Source organism: Bradyrhizobium sp. SZCCHNRI3043 (assembly GCF_032377735.1).
Lineage (GTDB): Bacteria > Pseudomonadota > Alphaproteobacteria > Rhizobiales > Xanthobacteraceae > Bradyrhizobium.
Map to the genome: position 1 here is coordinate 1 of NZ_JAUHID010000032.1, position 23,326 is coordinate 23,326.

Below are 23,326 nucleotides of genomic sequence, written 5' to 3' on the forward strand. Positions count from 1 at the left end.
AGTCGATCGCGGTGTCCGCGCTGTCGCTCGCCAACCAGTCGCAGGCGAGCGTGCTGCAGCTGCTGCGCTGATCCGCAGGCATCGCATCTCGACAACCAACGCGGCGGGGGAAACCCCGCCGCTTTTTTTCGCCTGGTTTGGCCGTCCGGCCCGTATCAATACTGGCACGGAACCGGACGCGAGTGGAGCCCAGGATCGCAACCAGTCGTTAAGCAAGAAATTTAAAGCGCCATTAACCATGTTTTAAAAGTGGCTGGACTAGAACCTCCTGGTGAATAACTAGGAAGGTTTCACACATATGTCCGGTATCGTTCTCTCGGCTTCGGTTCGCCAAAACCTGCTGGCGCTGCAAAACACCGCATCGCTGCTGGCCACGACTCAAAACAACCTGGCCACCGGCAACAAGGTCAACACGGCGCTCGATAACCCCACCGAATTCTTCACCTCGCAATCGCTCAACAACCGCGCGAGCGACATTGCGAATCTGCTCGACAGCATCGGCAACGGTGTCCAGGTTCTCCAGGCTGCGAATACCGGTCTCACCTCGCTTCAGAAGCTCGTCGATAGCGCCAAGTCGATCGCAAGCCAGGTCCTCCAGGCCCCGACGGGGTACACCACCAAGTCGAGCGTGACCTCCGCGGTCATCTCAGGGGCGACGGCGAACAACCTGCTCGGCAGCTCCTCGAACAATTTCGTGACCGGCAGCGCGGTCAACAACGACAACCTCAGCTCGGCCGTTGCGATCACCGGATCCACCAGGCTGTCGGGTACGGCGAGCTCGACCTCGAACGACCTGGCGAGCAGCGTCACCACCGGCGATACGCTCGTGGTCAACGGTGTCGTGTTCACCTTCGTGGCCGGCTCGGTCTCGGCCGGTACCAACATCGGCGTCGGCGACACCGTCAGCAACCTCCTGGCTGCCATCGATTCGGTGACCGGAGCCACCGCAACGCCGTCCACGGTGGCAGCGGGCAAGATCCAGCTGGCGACAGGCACGGCGCAGGATCTGACAGTATCGGGCACGGCCCTGGCCAAGCTCGGATTGACCGCCGGCACGACCACACGAAATCCGCCAGCCTTGACAGGACAGACGCTGACAATTGCCTCGACAGGGGGCGGCGTCGCAACGAACATAACGTTCGGCACAGGTGCTTCGCAGATCTCGACGCTGGCACAGCTCAATACGGCTCTCGCGACCAACAACCTGCAGGCCAGCCTGAGCACGACGGGTCAGCTTACGATCCTCACCACCAACGAAGCGGCATCGTCGACGATCGGCGCGGTCGCCGGCTCTTCGACCGCGGCCAGCATGGCCTTTAACGGCGTGACGGCATCGACCCCGGTGGCCGACACCAACTCCCAGACGACGCGTGCCGGCCTGATCGCGCAGTACAACAACGTCCTGGCGCAGATCAACACCACGGCGCAGGACGCCTCGTTCAACGGCATCAACCTGCTCAACGGCGACACGCTCAAGTTGGTGTTCAACGAGACCGGACGGTCCACGCTGAACATCACCGGCGTGACCTTCAACAGCACCGGTCTCGGCCTATCGGCGCTGGTGGTCGGAAGCGACTTCCTCGACAGCAACTCGGCCAACAAGGTGCTCACGACCTTGAACAGTGCATCGACTGCGATCCGCTCTGAAGCGTCGTCGCTCGGTTCGAACCTCTCGATCGTGCAGATCCGTCAGGACTTCAACAAGAACCTGATCAACGTGCTGCAGACCGGCTCGTCGAACCTGACCTTGGCCGACACCAACGAGGAGGCGGCCAACAGCCAGGCGCTGTCGACCCGCCAGTCGATCGCGGTCTCGGCGCTAGCGCTGGCCAATCAGTCGCAGGCGAGCGTGCTGCAGCTCCTGCGCTGAGCGCGAACGCGCTGGAATGATATCTCATCGAAGCGGCGGGCCATGCCCGCCGCTTCTGCTTTTGGCTATGCCGTGCGTGGCAGCGCGGGTCTCCGTTCGATGTCGGTGGGTGAGCTGCGTGAAGGCGCCGTTGTTCGTGTAGTTCGCGCCGCCGAGGCGTGATGAACAACGTACGATCCTCGTCCGGACATTTTGAATCATCGCGTTCGCAAGAAATTAAGAGGTGCACCAAACAAGGCGATTTGCGGTGCTCCGTGACGCTACGAAACGAATTCCGCTAACGGCCGCTAACCATATTTTAAAGGCACGCAAAGTACAAAACCTGAGCAGTTTGGTCGTGTCCCTGCGTCAGTCCGGAGTAGTTGATGTCATATGCCGCTCAAGCCTATGCCCGCACGTCGCAGACGACGGCATCACCACGGGAGATCGAAGCTCAGGCTCTGTTGAAAGCGGCACGGCAGCTGCAGGAAGTCCAGGCCAATTGGAGCGGCCCTGATCGCAACATGTACAAGGCTCTGCTCTTCAATCGTCGCTTGTGGACGATCTTCATGAGCGCGATGGAGGCGGACGACAATCCGAATCCGCTCGACATCCGCCAGAACATCGCCAACATCGGCGTGTTCGTGATGAAGCAGACGATCGAGATGCAGATGGATCCGGATCCGGCGAAGCTCAAGTCGCTGATCGACATCAACTGCCACATCGCCGCGGGATTGTCCGGGCGGAGCTGACCGTCGGGGACAGGGGCGGGTGGCGCGTCGTCATGACCGATATCACCAGCATCCTGTCTGCGTCCTACAAGTCGAACCTGCTCAGTGCGGCGCGAAGCAACAGCAAATACGTGGCCGTCGATCCGACGCTCTATCAGGGCGGCTGGAGCGGAAAATATGCCAACGGGAAGTCGTTCACGGTCTCGGTCTCCAACGTAAAGGGCTTTCACGCCAAGGTTCGCTACCAGGGCGAGGGCGTGAACAAGTATCAGGACGTGCTGATCAGGGATAATGCGTTGGGGATCGGCGATACGAAGTTCACGCTGACCGGCAACGGCAAGGCCCAGATCAAGAACGTGGTCACCGACGCCGCCTCGGGCCAGACCTATCTCGACACCGCCTACGCGACCCGGAGCAGTTGATCCGCCAAAGCTGCGCCGCTCGATACGGCAACGCCGCCCGGTGGGGCGGCGTGCAGGCGGCGGCGGAATGAAGCGGTAGGCCCCGTGGGGGCTCAGGCGGTGCGATCGGTCGCCACGACGCGCGGCACGTCCGCCTTCTGCATATCCTTCTGAAGGTCGAGCGTGTTGAAGTAGGCCCGGCGGCGCAGCACGGCCTCATCCGGATATTGGGTCACGACCTGATCGGTCTTGCGGTTGACCACCTGGAACACCAGGGCGGCAGCGGCGCGATCGTAATAGGCCTGCCGCGACACCGACAGATCGTTCGCGACGTTGACCGGGACGTCGTTGCGCACGGAGGCGCCAGGCTCGGCCGCGGTCACGGTCTGGCTGGGAGGAAGGTCCGTTGGAACAGCGCTCACCACCGCCTGGCTCGACGGCGGAATTATCGGAACGGACGCTGGCGTCCCTACCGCTCTTACGCTGAAATCGGAACTCATGGCAGCCTCCTCATGGCCATCGAGTCAATTCCCAACCCATCCCGCTTGCAACTATGCCGATGACCAATCAACGTTATGTTAGGAAATAGGATGAACGGCGCGTTGTGATTCGCCAGGGCCTTTTAAGCTTATCCGAGCGTTAAAACGGCGACGGCCGCGCAGCCCTCGAGGCGGCGCGGCGCTGCAATGCAGTGGGGGGTGCCGGTGGTGAGGCTCAGAGCGTCCGGCTGACGGCGAGCGGGGTGAGGTGCCGTGCGCCCGGGGCGGCGCGGCGGCCGCCGGCGGTATACGTGCTGGGGATGTTCTTGCGCTGAACCTCGGCATTGACGCCGCGCACGATCTTTTCCGAGATCGCGTGCGCAGTCGCCAGCACGGTCAGGTTCACCTGCAGCAGGGCGCGGAAGGTGTCGTGGTGACGGTGCAGGGTGGCGAGCAGCTCCGGCGCGGTCTGCTTCATGAACTCCTGGCTCGCCTTGAGGCGGCCCACGGTCGTGACGTAGTGGCGGGACAGCTCGGTCTTCTTCGGGCCGAACGCCATGCCTTCGCGCAGCTTGCCGGCGCGAACTAGCTCGGTCTCCTGCTCGATGACCGCGATCAGCTCGCTCATGACGCTCACCATCTCGTCGGCGAGCGCGCGTGCCTCTGCGGCGCTGGTGGCGGCGGCGTAGGTCGTCTTCTTCGCTTGGCCCTGTGCGGTCATTTCATAACTCCCTTCGGCGTGAGCGTTTGCCGCCCACGCGCTTGTCACGCGAACATCTACGCTTTGCCGTTGGCGCCGGTGCTGCTGCCGGCCTGTTGCAGGATGAGAGTGCGGAAGACGTCGTTGGAGATGCCGACGCCGCCGGCCTTGGCGAAGTTCTTGGAATATTGCTCCGTCAGCATCGAGCGCCAGACGCCGGTGCCGGGCGTGTCGCCGAACGGCCCTTCGCCCTTCACGCCGCTGGTCATCTGCGAAAACATGCTGTTGAGGAACATTGCTTCGAAGTCGGTCGCCGTCGCCTTGGCCCTGGCCTGCGCCTTGGGCGAGACCTTCGTCAGGGCCTCGGCGAGATCGAGATCGGTGCGCGGCGCGGTGACGGCCGCGGCCGTCGGCATGTTGAGAGCGACGCGGCCATGATAGGAGTCGATGAAGGACGTCGCCATCACATCACCTCGATGTCGGCTTCGATCGCACCCGCCGCCTTGATGGCCTGCAGGATGCTGATCAGGTCGCGGGGACCGATGCCGAGGCCGTTGAGGCCGTCGACCAGCTGCTGCAAGGACACACCGTCCTTGACGACCGCGAACTTCTTGCCTTCCTCGGTGACACCGACGCTGGTGCGCGGTGTGACCACGGTGCGGCCGCGCGACAGTGGATTGGGCTGGCTGACCTGCGGACTTTCGGAGATCGTGACGGTGAGGTTGCCTTGCGCCACGGCGACGGTCGCCACGCGCACGTCGCGGCCCATCACGATGATGCCGGAGCGCTCGTCGATGACGATCTTGGCGGCGAGATCAGGATCGACCTGCAACTGCTCGATCTCGGTCAGGAAGGCGACGACGTTGCCCTTGAACTCGGCGGGAACGCTGAGCTGCACCGTCGAAGGGTCGATCGGCTCGGCGGTCTTGACGCCGAGGAAATCGTTGATGGCGGCGGCGATGCGCTTTGCGGTGGTGAAGTCGGCGTTGCGCAGGGCGAGCCGCACGTTCGGCAGCCGGTTCAGGGCGAACTCGATCTCGCGCTCGATGATGGCGCCATTGGCGATGCGGCCGACCGTCGGCACGCCGCGCACGATCTTGGCGGCCTCGCCCTCGGCCTGGAAGCCGGAGATCGCGAGCGAGCCCTGCGCCACCGCATAGACGTTGCCGTCGGCGCCGAGCAGGGGGGTGACGAGCAGGGTGCCGCCCTGCAGGTTCTTGGCGTCGCCGAGCGCGGACACCGTGACGTCCATGCGCGTGCCTTGCGTCGCGAATGGCGGCAGGTTGCCAGTGACCATGACAGCGGCGACGTTGCCGGTGCGGATGGTGGCGCCGCGGATGTTGACGCCCATGCGCTCGAGCATCGCCTGCAGCGACTGCTTGGTGAAGGGGATGTTGTTCAGCGTGTCGCCGGTGCCGTTGAGGCCGACCACGAGGCCATAGCCGATCAACTGGTTCTGGCGCACGCCCTCGATATTGGCGAGATCCTTGATCCGCGAGGTCGCGTTCGCAGACATGACGGTAGATGCCAGCGCCAGCACGGCGGCGCAGGCGACCTGAAACAGGCGCGTGGTTCGGACGCGTCGCATCCTATGCTCCCCTCGAACTCTTCAAGCGATCACTCGGCCACTCCCATGACCGCATGATCGACGTTAACTATGCGAGCGTCGTGCCACGGCGATGCTCCGGGCTAACTCATTGAAAGAGTGTGAAATCGACTCGAAGCTTTGCCGCGGTCCAGGGGGACTCCGGGGGAACGAAGCTGCCGCCCCGGCAGAATTTGCCGGGCCGTTTACGCACCGTTAACCACGGCGGAGCCAATCTCCCGCTCGACACGCGAAGCTTGCGGGAGCCATCGATGCGCATCTACGGACCGAACGGCACGACCCTGGGCTCGTCGACCAGCTCCACGCGGAAGACCTCGTCCAGCGGCTTCAAGCTGCCTGACGTCGGCACCACGCAGGACACGCGCGCGACGCTCGCGCCCAAGCAGACCGCGAACATCGATGCGCTGCTGGCGCTGCAGGGTATCGAGGAGGAGCCGGCGGAGCGCCGCAAGCGCTCGGTCCAGCGCGGCAAGCGCGCGCTCGACGTGCTCGATGATCTCAAGCTGACGCTGCTGTCCGGCAAGCTCGACACCGCGATGGCGCTGCGGCTGCGCGATGCCGCGGCCGACCTGAAGCAGACCTCGGGCGACCCGGGACTGGATGCGATCCTCTCCGAGATCGAGCTGCGCGTCGAGGTCGAGCTCGCCAAGGCCGGGCGGAGCTGAGACGCTTCGCGCGTTCAAGCCGCCTTCGACGGCTGTTGCGCGTCGTAGCGCCGCTGCGCGGCGGTGACCTCCTTGAGATGGCGCTCGGCCCAGTCGCGCAGCGGATCGACCGCGGCGGCGAGCGTCAGCCCGAGCGGCGTGATCGAATATTCGACGGTGACCGGAACGGTCGCGATCGCGCGCCGCCGCACCAGGCCATCGCGCTCCAGGCTCTTCAGCACCTGGGACAGCATCTTCTGCGAAATCCCTTCGATCGACCGCCGCAACTGATTGAAGCGCAACGGTTCGTTGCGCAGCAGGATCAGGATCAGCACGGCCCATTTGTCGCCGACGCGATCGAGGATCTGTCGCGTTGGGCAGTCGGCCGAATAGACGTTCGCGGCTCTCATCGGTTACTCCGGCGTGACCAGGTGATCTTAAAGTGCGCTCTTAACACCAGCATTCGTTCCGCTATCTAGTCACTATCGGATACCGAGGCGGCTTCGTCCAGATCTCGGATCCGACCTCGTGATCTCGAACATAGGAGCCTCCCATGAAGATCGCCGTCGCCGGCGCGTCCGGCCGTGCCGGGTCCCGCATTACCGCCGAGCTGGCCAGCCGCGGCCACCAGGTCACCGGCATCGCCCGCAACCCGGAGAAGATCGCCGGTCACGCCAACGTCAAGGCGGTGCGGGGCGATGCCAACGACCGCGCCGCGCTGGCAAAGCTCTGGGCCGGCCATGACGTCGCGATCAGCGCGATCCATTTCTCGGCCAGCGATGTCGAGACCCTGATCGGGGCGGCCAAGGACTCCGGCGTATCACGTTACCTCGTGGTCGGCGGCGCCGGCTCGCTCGAGGTCGCGCCGGGTGTGCGGCTGGTGACGACGCCCGGCTTTCCGGCCGCCTACAAGGCCGAAGCGGAGAAGGGCGCCGCGTTCCTCGATCGTCTGCGCCAGGAGAAGGAGCTCGACTGGACCTTCCTGTCGCCCTCGGCGATGATCGATTTCGGCGCCCGCACGGCCAAGTTCCGGCTCGGAACGGACCAGTTGCTGGTCGATGCCGACGGCAAGAGTTTCATCACCTTCGAGGACTTCGCGGCCGCGATGGCCGACGAAATCGAGCGTCCGGCGCACCGGCGGGCCCGTTTCACGGTCGGTTACTGAGGCCGTCCACGGCGTCCCGCCGGCTGCGGCCGAATTTGCCTGTGCAACGGCCCGAACGGCGGGGCGCCCGTGCCGATCGAAATATTGTCTGTCACATGAGGCCGCTATATAACGCGGCCGCGAACGGGCGTATTCCGTCCGCCGGTGCCGAAACCGGCGCCAGCACGTACAGATGGGCTGACCTTGGAAAAGTTGAAGAACTACAAACCTTCCGAAAAAGAGCCTTTCATGAACGAACGCCAGCGCGACTATTTCCGCGCCAAGCTGCTGGCATGGAAGGAGGAGATCCTGCGCGAATCGAAGCTCACCCTGCAGGCTCTGCAGGAGGAGAACGTGAACCATCCGGACCTCGCCGACCGAGCGTCGTCGGAGACCGACCGGGCGATCGAGCTTCGCGCCCGTGACCGCCAGCGCAAGCTGATCTCCAAGATCGACGCGGCGCTCCAGCGCATCGAGGACAACACCTACGGCTATTGCGAGGAGACCGGTGAGCCGATTTCGCTGAAGCGGCTCGAGGCCCGGCCCATTGCGACGCTGTCGGTGGAAGCGCAGGAACGCCACGAGAAGCGTGAAAAGGTCTATCGCGACGAGTAGGTCGCGACGCTGACCTGAACGAGCGGGGATTGCGGCCGCCTGCCGGGTGCGGCCGCAGTATCTGTTGACGGCTGAGACGGTGCTTGTGCGATCCGCACAGGCTGTGCGGGAGCGAGCGCAAGCGCCTTTGGTTTTCCGAACGTCAGGAACTTTTTCGCGCCTGCTGAATTAACTGCGGTTCCATCTCGGAACGCCGCGGGGAATCATGGGCGAGCCGGACATAGCCAGAGGCGCGCTGGCGACGATGCAGCGCTCCTACGGCGCCCTGAGCATCAAGGGACGCCTCCTTCTGCTGGCCGGCATTCTGTTCCTGCCCTGCGTCGGACTGATTGCCTATGTCATCGTGTCGATGGCGCAATCCGCCGACGCCTCGATTCGGCACGGCCTGTCCTATGCCGCGCAGACGATCTCCGGAGCTGTCGACGCCGAATTGCGGCGCTATATCGCGCTCGCCGAGGTGCTGGCCAAGTCTCCTGATCTCAGCGCGGCCGATCTCAGCGACTTCGAGGCGGAGGCGCGCCGCGTCGGTGCGGTCAGCGGCGAAGGCTGGATCATCGTGTCGGACGCGAGCGGCCGCATCCTGCTCAACACCGGGGCGACGCCGGGCAAGCCGCTCGGCGAGCGCACGCCCGAAGGCCGGCACTCGCAGGAGCGCGCTTTTCAGTCAGGAAGGCCATCGATCTCCGACATCTTCACCGGTCCCAATTCCGGCGCGTGGGTGGCGACCGTCGATGTCCCCGTCGTCAAGGATGGCAAGCCGTTCCGTTGCCTGTCGATCGCCATGCCGGCCGCGAACTACACCCGGCTGCTGGCCCAGCAGCAACTGCCGGCCGACTGGCTGGTCGGCATCATGGACGGCCAGGGCCGCTACATCTCGCGCATTCCGAAGAACGCCACCACGATCGGGCAGCCGGCGTCGGCCGGCTGGCGGGCGACTGCCAAGGCCGAGGGGATCGCGGAGTTTCCGTCGATCGAGGGCGATCGTGTCATCAACGCCAATGCGCGTCCCCAGCTGAGCGACTGGACTGTCGGGGTCGGCATCAAGCAGGCGGCTTTCGCCCAGGCGATCTCCTCGACGGTGCAGACCGCAACCATCGTGGCAACGACGATCTGTGCCCTGGCGCTGCTGCTGGCGGCCGGCATCGGCCGAAGCATCGCCCGGCCGCTCGAAAGCATCGCCGTCAAGAGCGCCATCCCAGGCGAGGCCGCGCCCTCCGATCCTCCGGAGGTTCGGGCGCTCAACGCCCGACTGGCTGCGGCCGAAAAGGCGCAGGCGGAGAGTGCGCGCGTCATCCAGGAGAATTTCGGGATGCTCGCCCAAGCCAGGGACGATGCGTCGCGCACGGCCGGGCAGCTCAAACTCGCCGCGAAATATGGACGGCTTGGCACCTTTACCTGGGACGGCAGATCCGGCGCCAGCCACTGGTCCGACGAGATCGAAGAACTCTATGGGCTTGCGCCGGGCACGTTCCCAGGGACCTATGACGCCTGGCTGGCGCTGGTGCATCCCGAGGACCAGGCGCGTGCCGACCAGGACAACAAGCAGGCGCTGATCACCGGGGAGCTCGATTCGGAGTGGCGAGTGGCGCTGCCCGACGGCTCGATCCGGTGGATCGAGGCGCGCGCCCGCATGTTGGGCGGCGAGGGCGGCGGCGATCCGTACATGATCGGCGTCAACATCGACGTCACCGCCGCGAAGGAAGCCGACCGCAAGCGCGAGCTGCTCGTGCATGAGCTGGCCCATCGCGTCAAGAACAGCCTCGCCGTGGTGCAATCGCTGGCGCATCAGCTGCTGCCGCGGCACGACGCCAAGGTCCGCGACTTCACGTCACGCCTGCATGCGCTGGCGACGGCGCACACGAGCCTTGCCGAGAACGACTGGCAGGGCGCCGATCTCGCCGCCCTCATCAGGAGTCAGGTCGCGCCGTTCGCCAGCACACCGGATCAACTCGCCACCAGCGGCCCCTCCATCCTGGTCCCGGTCGAGCTGACGACGCAGCTGGCTCTCGTCATCCACGAGATGGCCTGCAACGCCAGCAAATATGGCGCGCTCACCACGCCCAACGGTCACGTCGATGTCAGCTGGTCGTTGGCCCAGGACGCGCTGCATGTCCGTTGGCAGGAGAGCGGCGGCCCGCCGGCGCGCGAGCCTCCGGTGGTCGGCTTCGGCAGCCGGCTGCTGACCCGCACGGTCAGGCATCTGCAGCGCACATTTGCCGAGAGCGGGCTGACCTGCCAGTTCGAGCTGCCCTGGCTCACGACACGTGACGAGAGCTCGATGGCCGCAACGGGCGAGGCGAGTTGAGCGTCAGCGCGCGAAGCGCCGCTCGGCTGGTCCTGACATGGCCTCACATGGCCTCGCCATCGCGCTCTGCCATACCCACGTCCGGGATATCGGCGCAGAGACGGCAATTCCGATGAGCGAGGTACTGGTTATGGGCGGCTGGTCGGTTGAAAGTGCTGCTTGCGCCCGTGGCCGCGCCGTCTCAAATTGTTGATGAAGCTGAGATGGGAGCCAAAATCTCGTTAATAAACAATCCGTTCACCATAAATCCTGCGATGCCGGTTCGGGCCGCGGGCCAGGGGAGTTGAAGGGCCATGGGAGCAGACGAGATCCTTGCCGCTGCGCAACTGATTGTAGATGCCCGCAAGCGGCGGGCGCCCTTGGGCGCTCTGCCGCCGCAGCTTCAGCCGAAGGATGAAGCTGCCGGCTACGAGATCCAGCGTGAAGTCCATTGGCTGCTCGCCGAACAGGCCGGTGACTTCGCCGGCTACAAGATCGGCTGCACCAGCAAGGTGATGCAGGACTATCTTGGCATTCCGCATCCCTGTTCCGGCGGGGTGTTCGCGCGCGGCGTTCACCAGACGGGGGTCGGATTGCGCACGGCCGACTTCGTCCGCGTGGGCGTCGAATGCGAGATCGCCGTGCGGCTCAAGCACGACCTGCTGCCGTTGGACGCGCCGTTCACCATGGATCGTGTCGTCGAGGCGATCGGCGACTGTCATGCGGCGATCGAGATCGTCGACGATCGTTATGTGCAATGGCAGACGCTGGGGGCGCCGACGCTCGTCGCCGACGATTTCTTTGCTGCCGGCTGCGTCCTCGGCCCGGCGCTCCCGCGCGCTGCCGTAGCGGACTTGGCCGCGGTGCAGGGCCGTGCCATCGTCAACGGCACCCTGGTCGGCGAGGGCACCGGTGCGGATGTGCTGGGACATCCGGTCCACGCGCTGGCCTGGCTTGCCAATCATCTCGCCGCCGGTGGTGACGGGCTCGAGGCCGGACAGCTCGTCCTGACCGGCAGCCTGGTCAAGACGATATGGTTGAGCGCGGGCGACCGGGTACGGATGGAGCTGGACGGCCTCGGTGTGGTCGAGGCGACGTTCATGTGATCCCGCGTCGAGGAAGACCTGCCGATCTCTGAGCGGGGCGTTGCTCCGCTCCAGCTAGACGAGCTCCATGCGCAGATGACGGCCTACGGCTCTGGCGGCGCGCGCCAGCGTGCCGAGCGTGACGGATTCATTGTCGGGATCGAGCAGCCGGTCGAGCTGGGCGCGGCTGGTCTCCATGCGGGCCGCCAGCTCGGTCTTGGAGATCGCCTCGCGCTTCATTAGCTCCTCGAGCTGCCGTACCAGCACGCGCTTGATCGCGCGCGCCGTCACGGTCTCGTAGAGACCGTCCTCCTTCAGAAAGTCGTCGAAGGCAGAGCCGACCTTGCCGGCAGTCTTAGGTGCGCGCATCACGAAATGTCTCTCATGCGTTTGACGGCCAATTCGATATCGGATGCCGGAGTCTTCTGACTCTTCTTGATGAAGGCATGGAGCAGGATCATCCGGCCGTCTCGCAAGCAAAAGATCACACGGGCGATCCGGCCCTGCGTGAGGCTGCTGCGAACCTCCCACAGTCCATGACTCAATGGCCGACACAGAGGAAGCCCGATCGGCCAAGCAAACTCGACATCCTTGATATCCTCGCCGAGGATCCGACGATCCTCGGCAGGCAATTCCTTGAGCCAGTCCCGGACGGGTTCGCGGCCGGATGGCAGCGCGTAGAAGAACGCCGGTAGCCGTTTCATTGAAATGTACCATTTTTGGTACGTTCTGCAACAGGGAAAATGCTGAGCAGGCTCTCAGTTGATCGCCAAGTGAACGACACTTGTCTAGGCAAGTAAACGAACACGGCCTCCGGCAGGGGAGCTACCGGAGGCCGTGTATACATCGCCCGCTGCGCCTAGGTTCGCATTGGGCAATGTGGGAGCTCGCTTTCAGAAAAGGGCGGCGGCTGCGGATCATCTCATGACCAGTGTCGCGCTCGGCCAAGTCCTTGTCTGACCCTCCGGGGAGGGATTTTCATCGTGTCTCTTCATCCTTGTCCGATTGCCGACCCAAGACATTCAGGTCGGAGCTTTCGCGGCGACCGGGCGTGGTTGGATCCGCCCGGCCTTTCGATGTGATCTTCGCCTCAGAACGGCAGCAGGATGTCCATCACCTGCTGGCCGTAGCGCGGCTGCTGGACGTCGGAGATCTGGCCGCGGCCGCCGTAGGAGATACGGGCCTGGGCGATCTTGGTGGAGTCGATGGTGTTGTCGCTCTGGATGTCCTCGGGCCGCACGATGCCGGCCACGATCAGCTCGCGGATCTCGTAGTTGACCCGGATCTCCTGCTTGCCTTCGACGACGAGGTTGCCGTTCGGCAGCACCTGCGTCACCACCGCGGCGACGCTGGTGGTCAGGGATTCCGAGCGCTGGATGGTGCCCTTGCCGTCGGAGGACGAGGTGCCGTCGGCGGTCAGGATGCGGCCGGGCAGCACCTTCTGCGCCTGCACGCCGAGCGTCTTCGCGCCGATGAAGTCGGTGATGCCCGAATCCTCCTTGTTGGTGCGGCTGCGCTGGGTCTCGTTGGCGAAATTGGCCTTGTCGGAGATGCTGACCGTGACGGTCAGGAGGTCGCCGACCTGACGGGCGCGCTGGTCCTTGAAGAAGGCGCGCGAGCCGTTGCGCCACAGCGAGTTCGGCGCGTAGGACACCGTCTCGGGCTTGGGCATCGGCATCTGCACCGGCTTGTAGCCCGGCTGCGTGGTCGGGTTGTCGATCTCCGTCAGCTTCGGCCGCTCGCCGATCTGGCTGAGACGGTCGATCGAGGAGCATCCGCCGGCGATCGACAGCACCGCGAAGGAGACCGAGATCAGCGCGACCCGGCGCAGGCTCGAGACGCCCCGATCATCAAACTTGAACTTCGACATGAAACTTACTCGGCTTTCGGGGTGGCGGAGGTGGGAAGGCGGCTGGCGACGGCGACGGGCGCGGCGATGTCGGCTTCGGAGGTCTGCGCCGGCTTGGCGACGGCGATGTCGACGGAGACCTGGCCGCGACCCGAGACGCGGCCGGTCACGGTGCGCTTGGACTGCAGATTGAGCACGCTGACGACGTCGCCTTCGGTGCCCGACTCCAGCGCCTTGCCGCGCGTGGTGAGATAGATGCCGGCGGTCTGGTAGATCAGCGTGACCGCCTGGTCGCGCTGCACGAGGTCGGGCTTGGCGAGGTCGGTGGTCTTCAGCGCCTGACCCGCGCGCACCGCGCGGCGCATCTGCATGCCCACTGCGAGCTCGCGCGAGGCAGGCTCGCCGCCGCCGAGCTCGGCGCGCGGCCGCCGCTCGGTCTGCAGGTCGCCTGAGCGGATCATCTCGTTGCGATCGATGTTGCGGGTCAGCACCACGGCCTCGACGGTCTCGATCGCCGTGCCGGTGTAGCGCAGCTTGGTCGGGCTCGCGCCATTGGCATGGCCGAGCTCGAAGGTGATGTCGAAGCGGCCGCTGCGGGGGTCGAAGCGGGCGCTGGTCGGCGCCAGCGTGCCTGACGTCGAGGCCTCGAATTTGAGATCCTGCACCGGCTGGTCGAAGCTGATGCTGAGGTTCGCGGCATCGCCAAGTCCGTTGCGGTGATCGAGCGCCTGGGCCACTGCCGTGCTGATCTCCTTGGCGTCGATGGCGCGGGCCAGCCGCGTGACCGCAACCTCCTTGATGTCGCGGACCTCGACGCCGATGACCTGGTGGGTGCGCAGGGTCGCGATCACCTGCGCGGCCGGCAGCACGCCGGTCGTGCCGAGATCGGGCGCGCGGTAGACGGCGATATTGGCCGCGACGCCCGCATTGTCGATCAGGTCGCCGACGCGCACGATGTCGCCGGTGACGTTGACGGTGGAGCGCAGCACGGGCGCCTTGATCTGGTCGTCGGCCTCGCCGGCCAGCGCCGACAGCGCGGTCGAGGCGAGCAGGGCGGCTGCGAGCAGGAAGGGACGGACGGTGCGGGTCATGATGGCGATCTCCCTTCGAACCTCAGCGGAACAGCGCAGTGGTCGATTGCAGCATCTGGTCGGCGGCCGAAATGACCTTGGCGTTCATCTCATAGGCGCGCTGGGCGGCGATCAGCTCGCTCATCTCGCTGACGACATCGACGTTGGCCTGCTCCAGGCTGCCCTGGGTGATGCTGCCGAGGCCATCCTGGTTGGCGACGCCGTCCTGCGGTGCGCCCGACGACGGCGTGTCGGTGAACTGGTTGTTGCCGACCGGCTGCAGGCCGGCCTTGTTGATGAAACGGGTGACCTGGAGCTGGCCGATGATGTTCGAGGTGGTCGAGCCCGGCAGCGTCACGGAGACCTGGCCCTGCGCGTTGACGGTGATGCCCGAGGCGTTCTGCGGGATCGTGATCGTCGGCTGCACCGGGTTGCCCTGCGCGGTGACGATGCGGCCCTGATTGTCCATCTGGAAGGTGCCGTCGCGGGTGTATTGGAAGGTGCCGTCGGGCATCAGCACCTTGAAGAAGCCCTCGCCCGAGATCGCGAGGTCGAGATCGTTGCCGGTCTGCGACAGCGTGCCCTGCGTCATCGAGCGCGGCGTGCCGACGGTCTTGACGCCGCCGCCGATGTCGATGCCGACGGGCAGGATCGTGCCCTGGTCGGAGGACTGCGCGCCGACGCGGCGCATATGCTCGTAGATCAGGTCCTGGAACGCCACCGTCTGCTTCTTGAAGCCGGTGGTGCGCAGGTTGGCGATGTTGTTGGAGATCACCTGAACGTTGAGTTCCTGTGCCGCCATTCCGGTCGCAGCGGTGTGAAGCGCCTGCATGTCACGTCTCCTTCAAGATCTGTCAGGCCGGAACGTCGGCGAGTTTCTCGATCGCGTTCTTGCGCAGGTCGCTCTGGACCTGCAGCATGTTGGCGACCTGGGTGTAGGCGCGCATCACTTCGACCATCTTGCTCATCTCGCCGACCGCGCTGACGTTCGACTTCTCGATGTAGCCCTGCTGGATGGTCGACTTGGTGTCCTGCTGCGGGATGGCGCCGGCGGCGGCGGCGTAGAGGTTGTTGCCCTGCTTCTGCGCGGCCTGCGGGTCGGCGAAGTTGACGATGCGCAGCTTGCCGCGGATCGAGTCGGTGCGGTTGACGCCCTCGACCACCGTCACGGTGCCGTCGGGCGAGATGTTGATGTCGTGGTCGGTCGGCTGAAACACGATCGGACCGCCGGTGCCGAGCACTAGGTCACCGGCGGAGGTGACGAGCTGGCCGAGATTGTTCATGTGCAGGTTGCCGTCGCGGGTGTAGCGCTCGCCGGCCGCGGTCTGCACCGTCAGGAAGCCGTCGCCCGTGACGGCGACGTCGAGCGCGTTGCCGGTGCGCTGCATCGAGCCCTGCGAGAAGTCGCGATAGGTGCCGCGGTCCTGGACATAGGACACCCTGCGGGCGGCGCCCGGAAAATTGTCTTCATGCGCGCCGGAGGAGAGATACTCCTCGAACAGCTGCTGATCGGCCTTGAAGCCGTTGGTGTTGACGTTGGCGACGTTGTTGGCAACGACGTCGAGCTGCCGCTCCAGCACCATCTGCCGCGACAATCCGATGAGAAGCGCATTCTCCACCGGTCGATCTCCCCTCTTAACGAATCCCGTTCGCGGCACCTCTCCCAAGGCGGTCTCGACCGGGTCTTCAACGAACCGTTCAGCTCTCCCAAGCCGGCGGGTTCGCAAGGGGTACAGCGAAAGCCGTGCCAAATCTGAATCTATCGATAAATCAACGATTTGGATTTAAGCCCGGGTTCAGAACGCCCGGCAACAACGTCTCGCTAACCATAATTGCCCGGCAAGTTTTTCCCACCGCCTCGGCAAAAGAAAGCTTCCGTTAACCATTGTTACCGTAGCGTTCCCTCAACAAAGCGCAGATGCGCTGGGAGCGTTGGTTTCGCGTCATTAAGCTTTCTGGCGGCATCGGCTCGATTTTCCGGAAGGATCCGAAAGCCATGGCCGAGAACGACGCCGGAGCAGGCGAAGGCGAGGAGCAAGCAGGCTCGCCGAAGAGCAAGCTCAAGCTGATCATCATGGTCGTCGGCGCGCTGGCGCTGCTCGGCGTCGGTGGTGCGGCCTATTTCTTCTTCTTCAGCCACAAGAACGACGAGCATCACGCCGAGGCGGCGCCGCCGCCGAAGCCGCCGGCCTTCGTCGAGGTGCCGGACCTTCTCGTCAACCTGGTCGGCAATCCCGGCGATCGCGTCCAATATCTGAAAGTGAAGATCGTGCTGGAGGTGAAGGAGGAGAAGCAGGTCGAGACGATCAAGCCGACGCTGCCGCGCGTCACCGACATCTTCCAGACCTATCTGCGCGAGCTCCGGCCGAGCGACCTCAACGGCTCGGCGGGCCTGTTCAGGCTCAAGGAGGAGCTCACCAAGCGGGTCAACGTCGCGCTGGCGCCGAACCAGGTCAACGCGGTGTTGTTCAAGGAAATCGTGGTCCAGTAAGGCAAAGAAGCTCAACGATCATGGCGGGCAACGATCAAGTCGACCAAGATGCGATAGCCGCGCAATGGGAAGCCTCGCTCGACTCGGAGGATCCCACAGAGGCCGCGGAAGCCGCAGCAGCCAATGAACTCACCGAATCGATGGCCCTGCAATGGGCCGCGATGGTCGAGGACGGCAGCCGCGATTTCGGCGCCACCAAGAACGGCGGCGAGCGAGTGCTGTCGCAGGAGGAGATCGACAATCTCCTCGGCTTCACCGCCGGTGAGGTCAGCCTCGACGACCATTCCGGCATTCGCGCCATCATCGATTCGGCGATGGTTTCCTACGAGCGTCTGCCGATGCTCGAAATCGTCTTCGACCGTCTGGTGCGGCTGATGACGACCTCCTTGCGCAACTTCACCTCCGACAACGTCGAAGTCTCGCTCGACCGCATCACCTCGGTGCGCTTCGGCGACTACATGAACTCGATCCCGCTGCCCGCCGTGCTCAGCGTGTTCAAGGCGGAGGAGTGGGAGAATTTCGGGCTCGCCACCGTCGACTCGACCCTGATCTATTCGATCATCGACGTGCTGCTCGGCGGCCGCCGCGGCAACACCCAGCTCCGCGTCGAGGGCCGCCCCTACACGACGATCGAGACCAACTTGGTCAAGCGCCTGATCGAGGTAGTGCTGAGCGATGCCGAGCAGGCGTTCCGGCCGCTGTCGCCGGTGCGCTTCACCATCGACCGGCTCGAGACCAATCCGCGCTTCGCCGCGATCAGCCGGCCCGCCAACGCCGCGATCCTGGTGAAGCTGCGGATCGACATGGAAGATCGCGGCGGCAACATCGAGCTGCTGCTGCCCTATGCGACGATCGAGCCGATCCGGCCGGTGCTGTTGCAGATGTTCATGGGTGAGAAGTTCGGCCGCGATCCCGTCTGGGAAGGCCACTTCGCCACCGAGATCACCAAGGCCGAGATCGCCGTCGACGCCGTGCTCTACGAGGCCGACGTGCCGCTGAAGCAGCTCATGAAGCTGAAGGTCGGCGACACCCTGCCGCTCGACATCCGTCCCGATGCGCTGGTCGCGGTCCGCTGCGGCAGCACCATGCTGACGGAGGGGCGGATGGGCCGGGTCGGCGACCGCGTCGCGATCCGTGTCACCAAGAATTTGCGCAAGCCGAATACGACCCTTGCGATGTTCGAAGGCTCCGAAGGCCAGAACAAGTTGATGGAGGCCCAATGAACCACTCCCTCGGATTGATCATCGAAAGCCTGGTGGCGGTCCTTTTGGTGCTGACCATCGGCTATTGCATGCTGCTGAATTCCAGGCTGAAGCGGCTGAAGGCGGATGAGCATTCGCTCAAAGCCGTGATCGCGGAGCTGATCACCGCGACCGAGATCGCCGAGCGGGCGATCGGCGGCCTCAAGCTCGCCGTGCGCGACGTCAACGACAATCTCGGCAATCAGCTCGCCGCCGCGACGCAGATGTCCGACCAGTTGCGCAAGCAGCTCGCCGAGAGCGACGGCGTGGTGCGCCGGCTGTCGCGCATCGCCAGCGCCGCGCGACCCATCACCTCGCCTGAAGCCGCGCCGGAGCCTGCACCTGCGCCGGTGCCGGCGATCACGACCGAGCCGGTGCGCGTCTCCGGTGCCAAGGCGGTTGCCGCCGCGGCCCAGGCATTCTCCGAACGTCGAAGGACTGGTGGCCTTGCCGCATGAATGCGTTTCGTAACATCCGCGTCATTCCCGTCGTCCTGATCGCGGTGGCCTGTCTTGCGGTCCTGAAGGTGGCCGGCCTCGTGATCGATGGCGGCTACGTTTTCGACTATGATCCTCACCCGACCAAGCGGTCATGGGCCCAGGAGAACCTGGGCTATCCGGGCCGCGAGGACAATGACATCGTCACCGGCTCCACGCATGGCGCGCCGAAGGAGAAGAAGGAGGAGGCGCCCAAGCCCGCCGCTCCGGACACCAAGCCCGAGGGCGTGGTGATCAAGCCCGAGGAGAACCAGCAGCAGGTGTCGCCGGCGGAGAAGGCGATCCTCGAGCGGCTGCAGTCGCGTCGCCAGGAGCTTGACGCGCGTGCGCGCGAGATCGACATCCGCGAGAGCCTGTTGCGCGCCGCCGAGCAGCGCATCCAGTCCAAGACCGAGGAGATGAAGGCGATCGAGGGCCGCATCTCCGGCGCGCAGGCCGCCAAGACCGAGGCCGACAACGCCCGCTTCAAGAGCATCGTCACGATGTACGAGGGCATGAAGCCGAAGGATGCCGCCAAGGTGTTCGACCGGCTCGAGATGTCGGTGCTGATCGAGATCGCCTCGCAGATCGCGCCACGCAAGATGTCCGACATTCTCGGACTGATGACGCCGGAGGCGGCCGAACGGCTCACCGTCGAGCTGGCGCGCCGGGCCGGCGCCGACAGGCCCGAGACCAGCGCCGAGCTGCCGAAGATCGAAGGCAAGATCGTGCCTGTGAAGAGCAATTGAGCCGCATGTTTAATGCGCCCTTAAACGCCGGCACCTAGATTTCCGGCGTGGCGGGGCAGGCGTATCCGTCAAGTTGCGGATGTCGAACCGGAAGCTTGTGACCATGGCGCGCACGACTCCCATTGGATTGCGGTCGAAGGCCCGCGCACGGGCGCGCGCTGGCCTTGCGCTGCTGTCGGCCATCGTCATCGGCCTGGTGCTGTCCACGGTCGCGGCAGGCGCTGCGCCGGTGCCGGGCGAGGCCAGCCTGTCGGCTCAGGACGGCTATGCGCGGCTGGTGCTGAAATTCTCCGAGGACATCAGCGCCGACGTCACTACCGCCGGCTCGATTCTGCTGATCAGGTTCGATCGCGCCGCCACCATTCCGATCGACCGCTGGGTGGATGCGGCGCCCGACTACATCTCATCGGCCCGCGGCGACCCCGACGGCTCGGCGCTGCGGCTCTCGCTGTCGCGCAAGGTCCGCGTCAACACCATGACCGCGGGCGAACGCGTCTTCATCGATCTGTTGCCCGACAGCTGGACCGGCCCGCCGCCGCCGCTGCCGGCCGAGGTCGTGCGCGAGCTCGCCGAGCGAGCGCGCGCCGCCGAACGGGCGCTGCGGCTGCAGCGCGCCGAGGCGGAATCGAAGAAGCGGCCGCCGATCCGCGTGCGCGCGCTGGTGCAGCCCACCTTCGTGCGCTTCGTGTTCGAGATCCCCGACGGTGTCGGCATCTCCTCGGTGCTCAACGACCAGAAGCTCTCGCTGTTCTTCACCGCGCCGCTGTCCTTCGATCTCGCCGACGCCAAGCTCGTCGCGCCGCCGAACGTCGCCGCGATCAACCAGCGCATCGACGGCAGCAGGACCGTCGTCGAGCTCGGCCTGGTCGGCGAGGTCGACGTTCGCGCCTTCCGCGAGGAGAAGAACTACAACATCGACGTCGCCTATCAGCAGCCGGACAAGAAGGTCTCCGCAGTCTCCTCGGACACGCTGCCGGGCGCCAAGGCGGCCGCGGCCGAGAAGCCCAGCGGCAGCAAACCCAATGGCGACAAGCCGAAGCAGGCTGCGCAGCCCGAGATCGTGCCGCCGACCTCCGACACCATCGCCAAGGAGATAAAGACGGAGACCAAGCCGGCGCCTGCGGTCGCGGCGCCAGCCACCGAGCTCGCAGCCGAGCCTGCGCCGTCGGCAGCGGCTGCTGCCGCGCCGGCCGCCGCGAAGGCCGAAGCCGCGCCCGAGGCCCCCAAGCCTGAAGCTGCTGCGCCTGAAGCTGTCAAATCCGAAGCAGCCAAATCCGAGCCAGCGAAGTCCGAGGCGATGAAGTCGGAGGCGGGCAAAGCCGAAGCCGCCAAGCCTATCGAGACCAAGTCTGCCGAGATCAAGTCTGCCGAGATCAAGTCTGCCGAAACCAAGGCCGCCGAAACCAAGCCGGCCGAGAAGGCAGCTAATGGAGCCGCCACCCTGGAGGCCCTGCGCGACAGTGAGGGCCTGCGGCTCACCTTCGGCTTCGGCCAGGTCACGCCGGCGGCGCTGTTCCGCCGCGGCGACACGGTATGGATGGTGTTCGATTCGACCAAGCCCGTCGACGTCGAGCCCATCCGCGCCAAGGGCGGCGCGATCATCGGCGAGGTCAACAGGACGCCGCTCGACAAGGGGCAGGCGATCCGGATCCGCCTCAACCGCCCGCAGATGCATTCGCTCGGCAGCGACGATGGCGGGCGCAGCTGGACCCTGTCATTCGCCGACAAGGGCCTGACCAATCAGCAGCCGCTGATGGTGATGCGCAACGTCACCGATCCCGCGCTCGCCAATGTCATGGTGCCGCTCGCCAATCCCGGAGCTGGCATGCTGCACCGGCTGACCGACCCGGATGCCGGCGACACGCTGCTGGTCGTGACGGCGCCGCCGCCGATCCGCGGCTTCATCAAGCGCCAGGATTTCGTCGACCTGTCGCTGCTCGATTCGATCCACGGCATCGCGGTGCGTCCGAATTCGGATGACGTCGCCGTAGAGATCGCGCCTGACAAGGTGATCCTGGGCCGGCCGGGCGGGCTGACCCTGTCGTCGATCGGCTTCTCGCCGGAGCGGGCGCCGACCGCCGTACGGCCGATGTTCGACATCGACGAATGGCAGCAGAACCAGACCCAGCCGTTCGTGCCGCGCGAGGATCTGCTGATCAAGGCCGCGGCGAACGCCGAGCCGGAGCGGCGGGCGCAGACGCGGCTGGCGCTGGCGCGCTTCTACATGGCGCGAGCGATGTATCCGGAAGCGCGCGGCGTCACCAATCTGATGATCTCCGACGCCGACCCGCGCACCGACGAGACCGCCATGCTGATGATCCACGCGGTGGCGAGCATCCTGATGGGCCGGCCGGACCAGGGACTCAAGGATCTCGCCACTCCGTCGATCGGCAATAATTTCGATTCGCAGATGTGGAAGGGCCTCGCCTTCGCCCGCCAGGGCAAGTTTGCCGACGCGCGCGAGAAGCTGAAGAACGTCGAATTCGCCATCGCCTCGCTGCCGCTCGACCTGCAGCGCGTCGTGATCGCGGATGCGATGAAGTCGGCGCTCGAGATCAAGGATTTCGCCGGCGCCGCCAAGCGGCGCGCCGAGCTCGACGTGATCGGCGTGCCCGCGGACATGAAGCCCGACATCGCCGTGCTGCGCGGCCGGCTCGCCGAGGCGATGGCGCAGGAGAAGGATGCGCTCGACGACTATCGCTTCGCCGTCAATTCCGACGACCGCCTTGCGGCCGCGGAGGCCAAGCTGCTGGAGATCAAGCTTCTGCAGAAGCGCGGCGAGATCAAGCCGCCGGACGCGCTGAAGGAGCTGGAGACCTTGCAGGCGATCTGGCGCGGCGACGCCATCGAGGTGCAGACGTTGCAGATGATGGCGCAGCTCTACGAGGAGGCGGGGCGCTATGCGGACTCGCTCGAGGCCGCGCGTCAGGCCACCCGCCTGATGCCCAACTCCGATTTGGCGCGGCAGGCCCAGGATGCAGCCTCCCGCCTGTTCTCGCAGTTGTTCCTGAACGGCAAGGCCGACGAGCTGCCACCGGTCGATGCGCTCAGCATCTTCTACGGGTTTCGCGAGCTGACGCCGATCGGCCGCCGCGGCGACGAGATGATCCGCAAGCTCGCCGACCGCTTGGTCGGCATCGATCTGCTCGATCAGGCCGCCGAGCTTCTGCAATACCAGGTCGACCACCGCCTCGAAGGCGCGGCGCGCGCCCAGGTCGCCGCGCGTCTCGCCATGGTCTATCTCACCAACCGCAAGCCTGAACGCGCCATCGAGGCGCTGCGCACCACGCGCATCGCCGATCTCGCGGGCGAGCTGCGCCAGCAGCGGCTGCTGCTGGAAGCCCGCGCCAACAGCGACATCGGGCGTTACGACCTCGGACTGGACATCATCAGCAACATCAGCGGCCGCGAGGCGATCCGGCTGCGCTCCGACATCTACTGGGCGTCGCGGCGCTGGCGCGAGGCGTCCGAGCAGATCGAGCTCTATTACGGCGATCGCTGGCGCGATTTCCGCCCGCTCAATCCGGCTGAGCGCGGCGACATCCTGCGCGCCGTGGTCGGCTATGCGCTCGCCGACGACGCCATCGGCCTCGCCCGCTTCCGCGAGAAATATGCGCCGCTGATGACCGGCGAGGCCGACAAGATCGCATTCGACGTCGCCAGCAAGCCGGCGAGCGGCTCCAGCGCCGAGTTTGCCCAGATCGCGAAGATGGCGTCGAGTGTCGATACGCTCGACGGCTTCCTGCGCGACATGCGGGCGCGCTTCCCGGATGCCACCGGCAAAGGACCGGACGGCGCCAAGGATGCTGCGAAGGCCCCGTCGGAGGCGACCGGCGCCTTGCCGCGCATCCAGGGCGTCAAGCAGGCGATCGCGGGTCGATGACGTCGTGCGTCAAGGCGTGGAGCCGGAGG

At 65.5% G+C, this 23,326-nt stretch carries 25 protein-coding genes; 14 read left to right on the forward strand and 11 right to left on the reverse strand.

Annotated elements, in window-relative coordinates; all coding sequences use genetic code 11:
• The 4 genes from QX124_RS31200 to QX124_RS31215 all read left to right on the forward strand — a co-directional run.
• Positions 1 to 247: hypothetical protein (locus QX124_RS31200; protein ID WP_315799249.1), on the forward strand; the 247-nt coding region annotated here is incomplete at its 5' end.
• Positions 248 to 298: 51 nt separating this feature from the next.
• A complete protein-coding gene (locus QX124_RS31205; RefSeq protein WP_315738794.1) occupies positions 299 to 1,870 on the forward strand; it encodes a flagellin in 1,572 nt (523 codons plus the stop codon).
• A 365-nt stretch (positions 1,871 to 2,235) separates the two neighbouring features.
• Positions 2,236 to 2,601 (forward strand): flagellar biosynthesis regulator FlaF, encoded by a 366-nt coding sequence (gene flaF / locus QX124_RS31210; protein WP_315738793.1) that lies wholly within the window; start codon positions 2,236 to 2,238, stop codon positions 2,599 to 2,601.
• Positions 2,602 to 2,633: 32 nt separating this feature from the next.
• Positions 2,634 to 3,002, forward strand: a complete 369-nt coding sequence (locus QX124_RS31215) for a hypothetical protein (protein ID WP_315738791.1) — start codon at positions 2,634 to 2,636, stop codon at positions 3,000 to 3,002.
• A gap of 92 nt (positions 3,003 to 3,094) precedes the next feature.
• Here QX124_RS31215 and QX124_RS31220 read toward each other — a convergent pair whose 3' ends face one another.
• From QX124_RS31220 to QX124_RS31235, 4 genes are all read right to left on the reverse strand, one after another.
• On the reverse strand, positions 3,095 to 3,481 hold the full coding sequence (locus QX124_RS31220; protein ID WP_315738790.1) for a hypothetical protein: 387 nt from the start codon (positions 3,479 to 3,481) through the stop codon (positions 3,095 to 3,097).
• A 214-nt stretch (positions 3,482 to 3,695) separates the two neighbouring features.
• Positions 3,696 to 4,181: a hypothetical protein gene (locus QX124_RS31225; RefSeq protein ID WP_315738789.1), complete on the reverse strand. Its 486-nt coding sequence runs from the start codon at positions 4,179 to 4,181 to the stop codon at positions 3,696 to 3,698.
• Positions 4,182 to 4,237: 56 nt separating this feature from the next.
• Positions 4,238 to 4,624, reverse strand: coding sequence for a flagellar assembly peptidoglycan hydrolase FlgJ (gene flgJ, locus QX124_RS31230; protein WP_315738788.1), 387 nt, complete (start codon positions 4,622 to 4,624; stop codon positions 4,238 to 4,240).
• Positions 4,624 to 5,748 carry a flagellar basal body P-ring protein FlgI gene (locus QX124_RS31235; RefSeq protein WP_315738786.1) on the reverse strand — a complete coding sequence of 375 codons (1,125 nt, stop codon included), beginning with the start codon at positions 5,746 to 5,748 and terminating at the stop codon, positions 4,624 to 4,626. Before QX124_RS31235 ends, flgJ begins: the two co-directional genes overlap by 1 nt.
• A 269-nt stretch (positions 5,749 to 6,017) precedes the next feature.
• On the opposite strand from QX124_RS31235, the gene QX124_RS31240 reads away from it, so the two are divergent.
• Positions 6,018 to 6,431, forward strand: coding sequence for a flagellar assembly protein FliX (locus tag QX124_RS31240; protein ID WP_315738785.1), 414 nt, complete (start codon positions 6,018 to 6,020; stop codon positions 6,429 to 6,431).
• Between the two features lie 14 nt (positions 6,432 to 6,445).
• Here QX124_RS31240 and QX124_RS31245 read toward each other — a convergent pair whose 3' ends face one another.
• Positions 6,446 to 6,820, reverse strand: coding sequence for a helix-turn-helix domain-containing protein (locus QX124_RS31245; protein ID WP_315716006.1), 375 nt, complete (start codon positions 6,818 to 6,820; stop codon positions 6,446 to 6,448).
• 143 nt (positions 6,821 to 6,963) lie between these two features.
• On the opposite strand from QX124_RS31245, the gene QX124_RS31250 reads away from it, so the two are divergent.
• The 4 genes from QX124_RS31250 to QX124_RS31265 all read left to right on the forward strand — a co-directional run bounded on the left by QX124_RS31250 (position 6,964) and on the right by QX124_RS31265 (position 11,559).
• Positions 6,964 to 7,575, forward strand: a complete 612-nt coding sequence (locus tag QX124_RS31250) for an NAD(P)-dependent oxidoreductase (protein ID WP_315799250.1) — start codon at positions 6,964 to 6,966, stop codon at positions 7,573 to 7,575.
• A 228-nt stretch (positions 7,576 to 7,803) separates the two neighbouring features.
• Complete coding sequence (dksA, locus tag QX124_RS31255; protein WP_170323279.1) at positions 7,804 to 8,169, forward strand: RNA polymerase-binding protein DksA; 366 nt, start codon at positions 7,804 to 7,806, stop codon at positions 8,167 to 8,169.
• 205 nt (positions 8,170 to 8,374) lie between these two features.
• The gene (locus tag QX124_RS31260) at positions 8,375 to 10,474 is read left to right on the forward strand and encodes a sensor histidine kinase (RefSeq protein ID WP_315799251.1); all 2,100 of its coding nucleotides are present in this window, start codon (positions 8,375 to 8,377) and stop codon (positions 10,472 to 10,474) included.
• A 293-nt stretch (positions 10,475 to 10,767) separates the two neighbouring features.
• Positions 10,768 to 11,559: a 2-keto-4-pentenoate hydratase gene (locus tag QX124_RS31265; protein WP_315786435.1), complete on the forward strand. Its 792-nt coding sequence runs from the start codon at positions 10,768 to 10,770 to the stop codon at positions 11,557 to 11,559.
• A 54-nt stretch (positions 11,560 to 11,613) separates the two neighbouring features.
• Here the strand turns inward: QX124_RS31265 and QX124_RS31270 are convergent, their stop codons facing one another.
• The 6 genes from QX124_RS31270 to flgF all read right to left on the reverse strand — a co-directional run bounded on the left by QX124_RS31270 (position 11,614) and on the right by flgF (position 16,076).
• Complete coding sequence (locus QX124_RS31270) at positions 11,614 to 11,907, reverse strand: helix-turn-helix transcriptional regulator (RefSeq protein ID WP_315738781.1); 294 nt, start codon at positions 11,905 to 11,907, stop codon at positions 11,614 to 11,616.
• The gene (locus QX124_RS31275) at positions 11,907 to 12,242 is read right to left on the reverse strand and encodes a type II toxin-antitoxin system RelE/ParE family toxin (protein WP_315738779.1); all 336 of its coding nucleotides are present in this window, start codon (positions 12,240 to 12,242) and stop codon (positions 11,907 to 11,909) included. The genes QX124_RS31270 and QX124_RS31275 overlap by 1 nt, the downstream gene beginning before the upstream one ends.
• 386 nt (positions 12,243 to 12,628) lie before the next feature.
• Complete coding sequence (gene flgH, locus QX124_RS31280; protein WP_315716010.1) at positions 12,629 to 13,408, reverse strand: flagellar basal body L-ring protein FlgH; 780 nt, start codon at positions 13,406 to 13,408, stop codon at positions 12,629 to 12,631.
• Between the two features lie 5 nt (positions 13,409 to 13,413).
• Positions 13,414 to 14,481, reverse strand: coding sequence for a flagellar basal body P-ring formation chaperone FlgA (gene flgA / locus QX124_RS31285; RefSeq protein ID WP_315739125.1), 1,068 nt, complete (start codon positions 14,479 to 14,481; stop codon positions 13,414 to 13,416).
• 19 nt (positions 14,482 to 14,500) lie between these two features.
• Positions 14,501 to 15,289: a flagellar basal-body rod protein FlgG gene (gene flgG, locus QX124_RS31290; protein WP_315738775.1), complete on the reverse strand. Its 789-nt coding sequence runs from the start codon at positions 15,287 to 15,289 to the stop codon at positions 14,501 to 14,503.
• A 22-nt stretch (positions 15,290 to 15,311) separates the two neighbouring features.
• On the reverse strand, positions 15,312 to 16,076 hold the full coding sequence (gene flgF, locus QX124_RS31295; RefSeq protein ID WP_315778478.1) for a flagellar basal-body rod protein FlgF: 765 nt from the start codon (positions 16,074 to 16,076) through the stop codon (positions 15,312 to 15,314).
• Positions 16,077 to 16,453: 377 nt separating this feature from the next.
• Between flgF and fliL the strand changes: the two genes are divergently transcribed.
• The 5 genes from fliL to QX124_RS31320 all read left to right on the forward strand — a co-directional run bounded on the left by fliL (position 16,454) and on the right by QX124_RS31320 (position 23,297).
• The gene (gene fliL, locus QX124_RS31300) at positions 16,454 to 16,948 is read left to right on the forward strand and encodes a flagellar basal body-associated protein FliL (RefSeq protein WP_315738773.1); all 495 of its coding nucleotides are present in this window, start codon (positions 16,454 to 16,456) and stop codon (positions 16,946 to 16,948) included.
• Positions 16,949 to 16,968: 20 nt separating this feature from the next.
• Positions 16,969 to 18,171, forward strand: a complete 1,203-nt coding sequence (gene fliM, locus QX124_RS31305) for a flagellar motor switch protein FliM (protein ID WP_315738772.1) — start codon at positions 16,969 to 16,971, stop codon at positions 18,169 to 18,171.
• The gene (locus tag QX124_RS31310) at positions 18,168 to 18,647 is read left to right on the forward strand and encodes a DUF6468 domain-containing protein (protein WP_315716016.1); all 480 of its coding nucleotides are present in this window, start codon (positions 18,168 to 18,170) and stop codon (positions 18,645 to 18,647) included. The genes fliM and QX124_RS31310 overlap by 4 nt, the downstream gene beginning before the upstream one ends.
• Entirely contained in the window at positions 18,644 to 19,414 is a 771-nt protein-coding gene (locus tag QX124_RS31315) for a flagellar protein FlbB (RefSeq protein WP_315716017.1), read from the forward strand. The genes QX124_RS31310 and QX124_RS31315 overlap by 4 nt, the downstream gene beginning before the upstream one ends.
• A 103-nt stretch (positions 19,415 to 19,517) precedes the next feature.
• Positions 19,518 to 23,297 (forward strand): tetratricopeptide repeat protein, encoded by a 3,780-nt coding sequence (locus QX124_RS31320; RefSeq protein ID WP_315799252.1) that lies wholly within the window; start codon positions 19,518 to 19,520, stop codon positions 23,295 to 23,297.
• Positions 23,298 to 23,326: the final 29 nt, after the last annotated feature.

What these genes read in the sequence shown, in the direction of transcription:
- QX124_RS31205 (WP_315738794.1), top strand. Translation starts at nt 299, where the DNA reads ATGTCCGGTATCGTTCTCTCGGCTTCGGTTCGCCAAAACCTGCTGGCG.
- flaF (WP_315738793.1), top strand. Translation starts at nt 2,236, where the DNA reads ATGTCATATGCCGCTCAAGCCTATGCCCGCACGTCGCAGACGACGGCA.
- QX124_RS31215 (WP_315738791.1), top strand. Translation starts at nt 2,634, where the DNA reads ATGACCGATATCACCAGCATCCTGTCTGCGTCCTACAAGTCGAACCTG.
- QX124_RS31220 (WP_315738790.1), bottom strand. Translation starts at nt 3,481, where the DNA reads ATGAGTTCCGATTTCAGCGTAAGAGCGGTAGGGACGCCAGCGTCCGTT.
- QX124_RS31225 (WP_315738789.1), bottom strand. Translation starts at nt 4,181, where the DNA reads ATGACCGCACAGGGCCAAGCGAAGAAGACGACCTACGCCGCCGCCACC.
- flgJ (WP_315738788.1), bottom strand. Translation starts at nt 4,624, where the DNA reads ATGGCGACGTCCTTCATCGACTCCTATCATGGCCGCGTCGCTCTCAAC.
- QX124_RS31235 (WP_315738786.1), bottom strand. Translation starts at nt 5,748, where the DNA reads ATGCGACGCGTCCGAACCACGCGCCTGTTTCAGGTCGCCTGCGCCGCC.
- QX124_RS31240 (WP_315738785.1), top strand. Translation starts at nt 6,018, where the DNA reads ATGCGCATCTACGGACCGAACGGCACGACCCTGGGCTCGTCGACCAGC.
- QX124_RS31245 (WP_315716006.1), bottom strand. Translation starts at nt 6,820, where the DNA reads ATGAGAGCCGCGAACGTCTATTCGGCCGACTGCCCAACGCGACAGATC.
- QX124_RS31250 (WP_315799250.1), top strand. Translation starts at nt 6,964, where the DNA reads ATGAAGATCGCCGTCGCCGGCGCGTCCGGCCGTGCCGGGTCCCGCATT.
- dksA (WP_170323279.1), top strand. Translation starts at nt 7,804, where the DNA reads ATGAACGAACGCCAGCGCGACTATTTCCGCGCCAAGCTGCTGGCATGG.
- QX124_RS31260 (WP_315799251.1), top strand. Translation starts at nt 8,375, where the DNA reads ATGGGCGAGCCGGACATAGCCAGAGGCGCGCTGGCGACGATGCAGCGC.
- QX124_RS31265 (WP_315786435.1), top strand. Translation starts at nt 10,768, where the DNA reads ATGGGAGCAGACGAGATCCTTGCCGCTGCGCAACTGATTGTAGATGCC.
- QX124_RS31270 (WP_315738781.1), bottom strand. Translation starts at nt 11,907, where the DNA reads ATGCGCGCACCTAAGACTGCCGGCAAGGTCGGCTCTGCCTTCGACGAC.
- QX124_RS31275 (WP_315738779.1), bottom strand. Translation starts at nt 12,242, where the DNA reads ATGAAACGGCTACCGGCGTTCTTCTACGCGCTGCCATCCGGCCGCGAA.
- flgH (WP_315716010.1), bottom strand. Translation starts at nt 13,408, where the DNA reads ATGTCGAAGTTCAAGTTTGATGATCGGGGCGTCTCGAGCCTGCGCCGG.
- flgG (WP_315738775.1), bottom strand. Translation starts at nt 15,289, where the DNA reads ATGCAGGCGCTTCACACCGCTGCGACCGGAATGGCGGCACAGGAACTC.
- fliL (WP_315738773.1), top strand. Translation starts at nt 16,454, where the DNA reads ATGGCCGAGAACGACGCCGGAGCAGGCGAAGGCGAGGAGCAAGCAGGC.
- fliM (WP_315738772.1), top strand. Translation starts at nt 16,969, where the DNA reads ATGGCGGGCAACGATCAAGTCGACCAAGATGCGATAGCCGCGCAATGG.
- QX124_RS31310 (WP_315716016.1), top strand. Translation starts at nt 18,168, where the DNA reads ATGAACCACTCCCTCGGATTGATCATCGAAAGCCTGGTGGCGGTCCTT.
- QX124_RS31315 (WP_315716017.1), top strand. Translation starts at nt 18,644, where the DNA reads ATGAATGCGTTTCGTAACATCCGCGTCATTCCCGTCGTCCTGATCGCG.
- QX124_RS31320 (WP_315799252.1), top strand. Translation starts at nt 19,518, where the DNA reads ATGGCGCGCACGACTCCCATTGGATTGCGGTCGAAGGCCCGCGCACGG.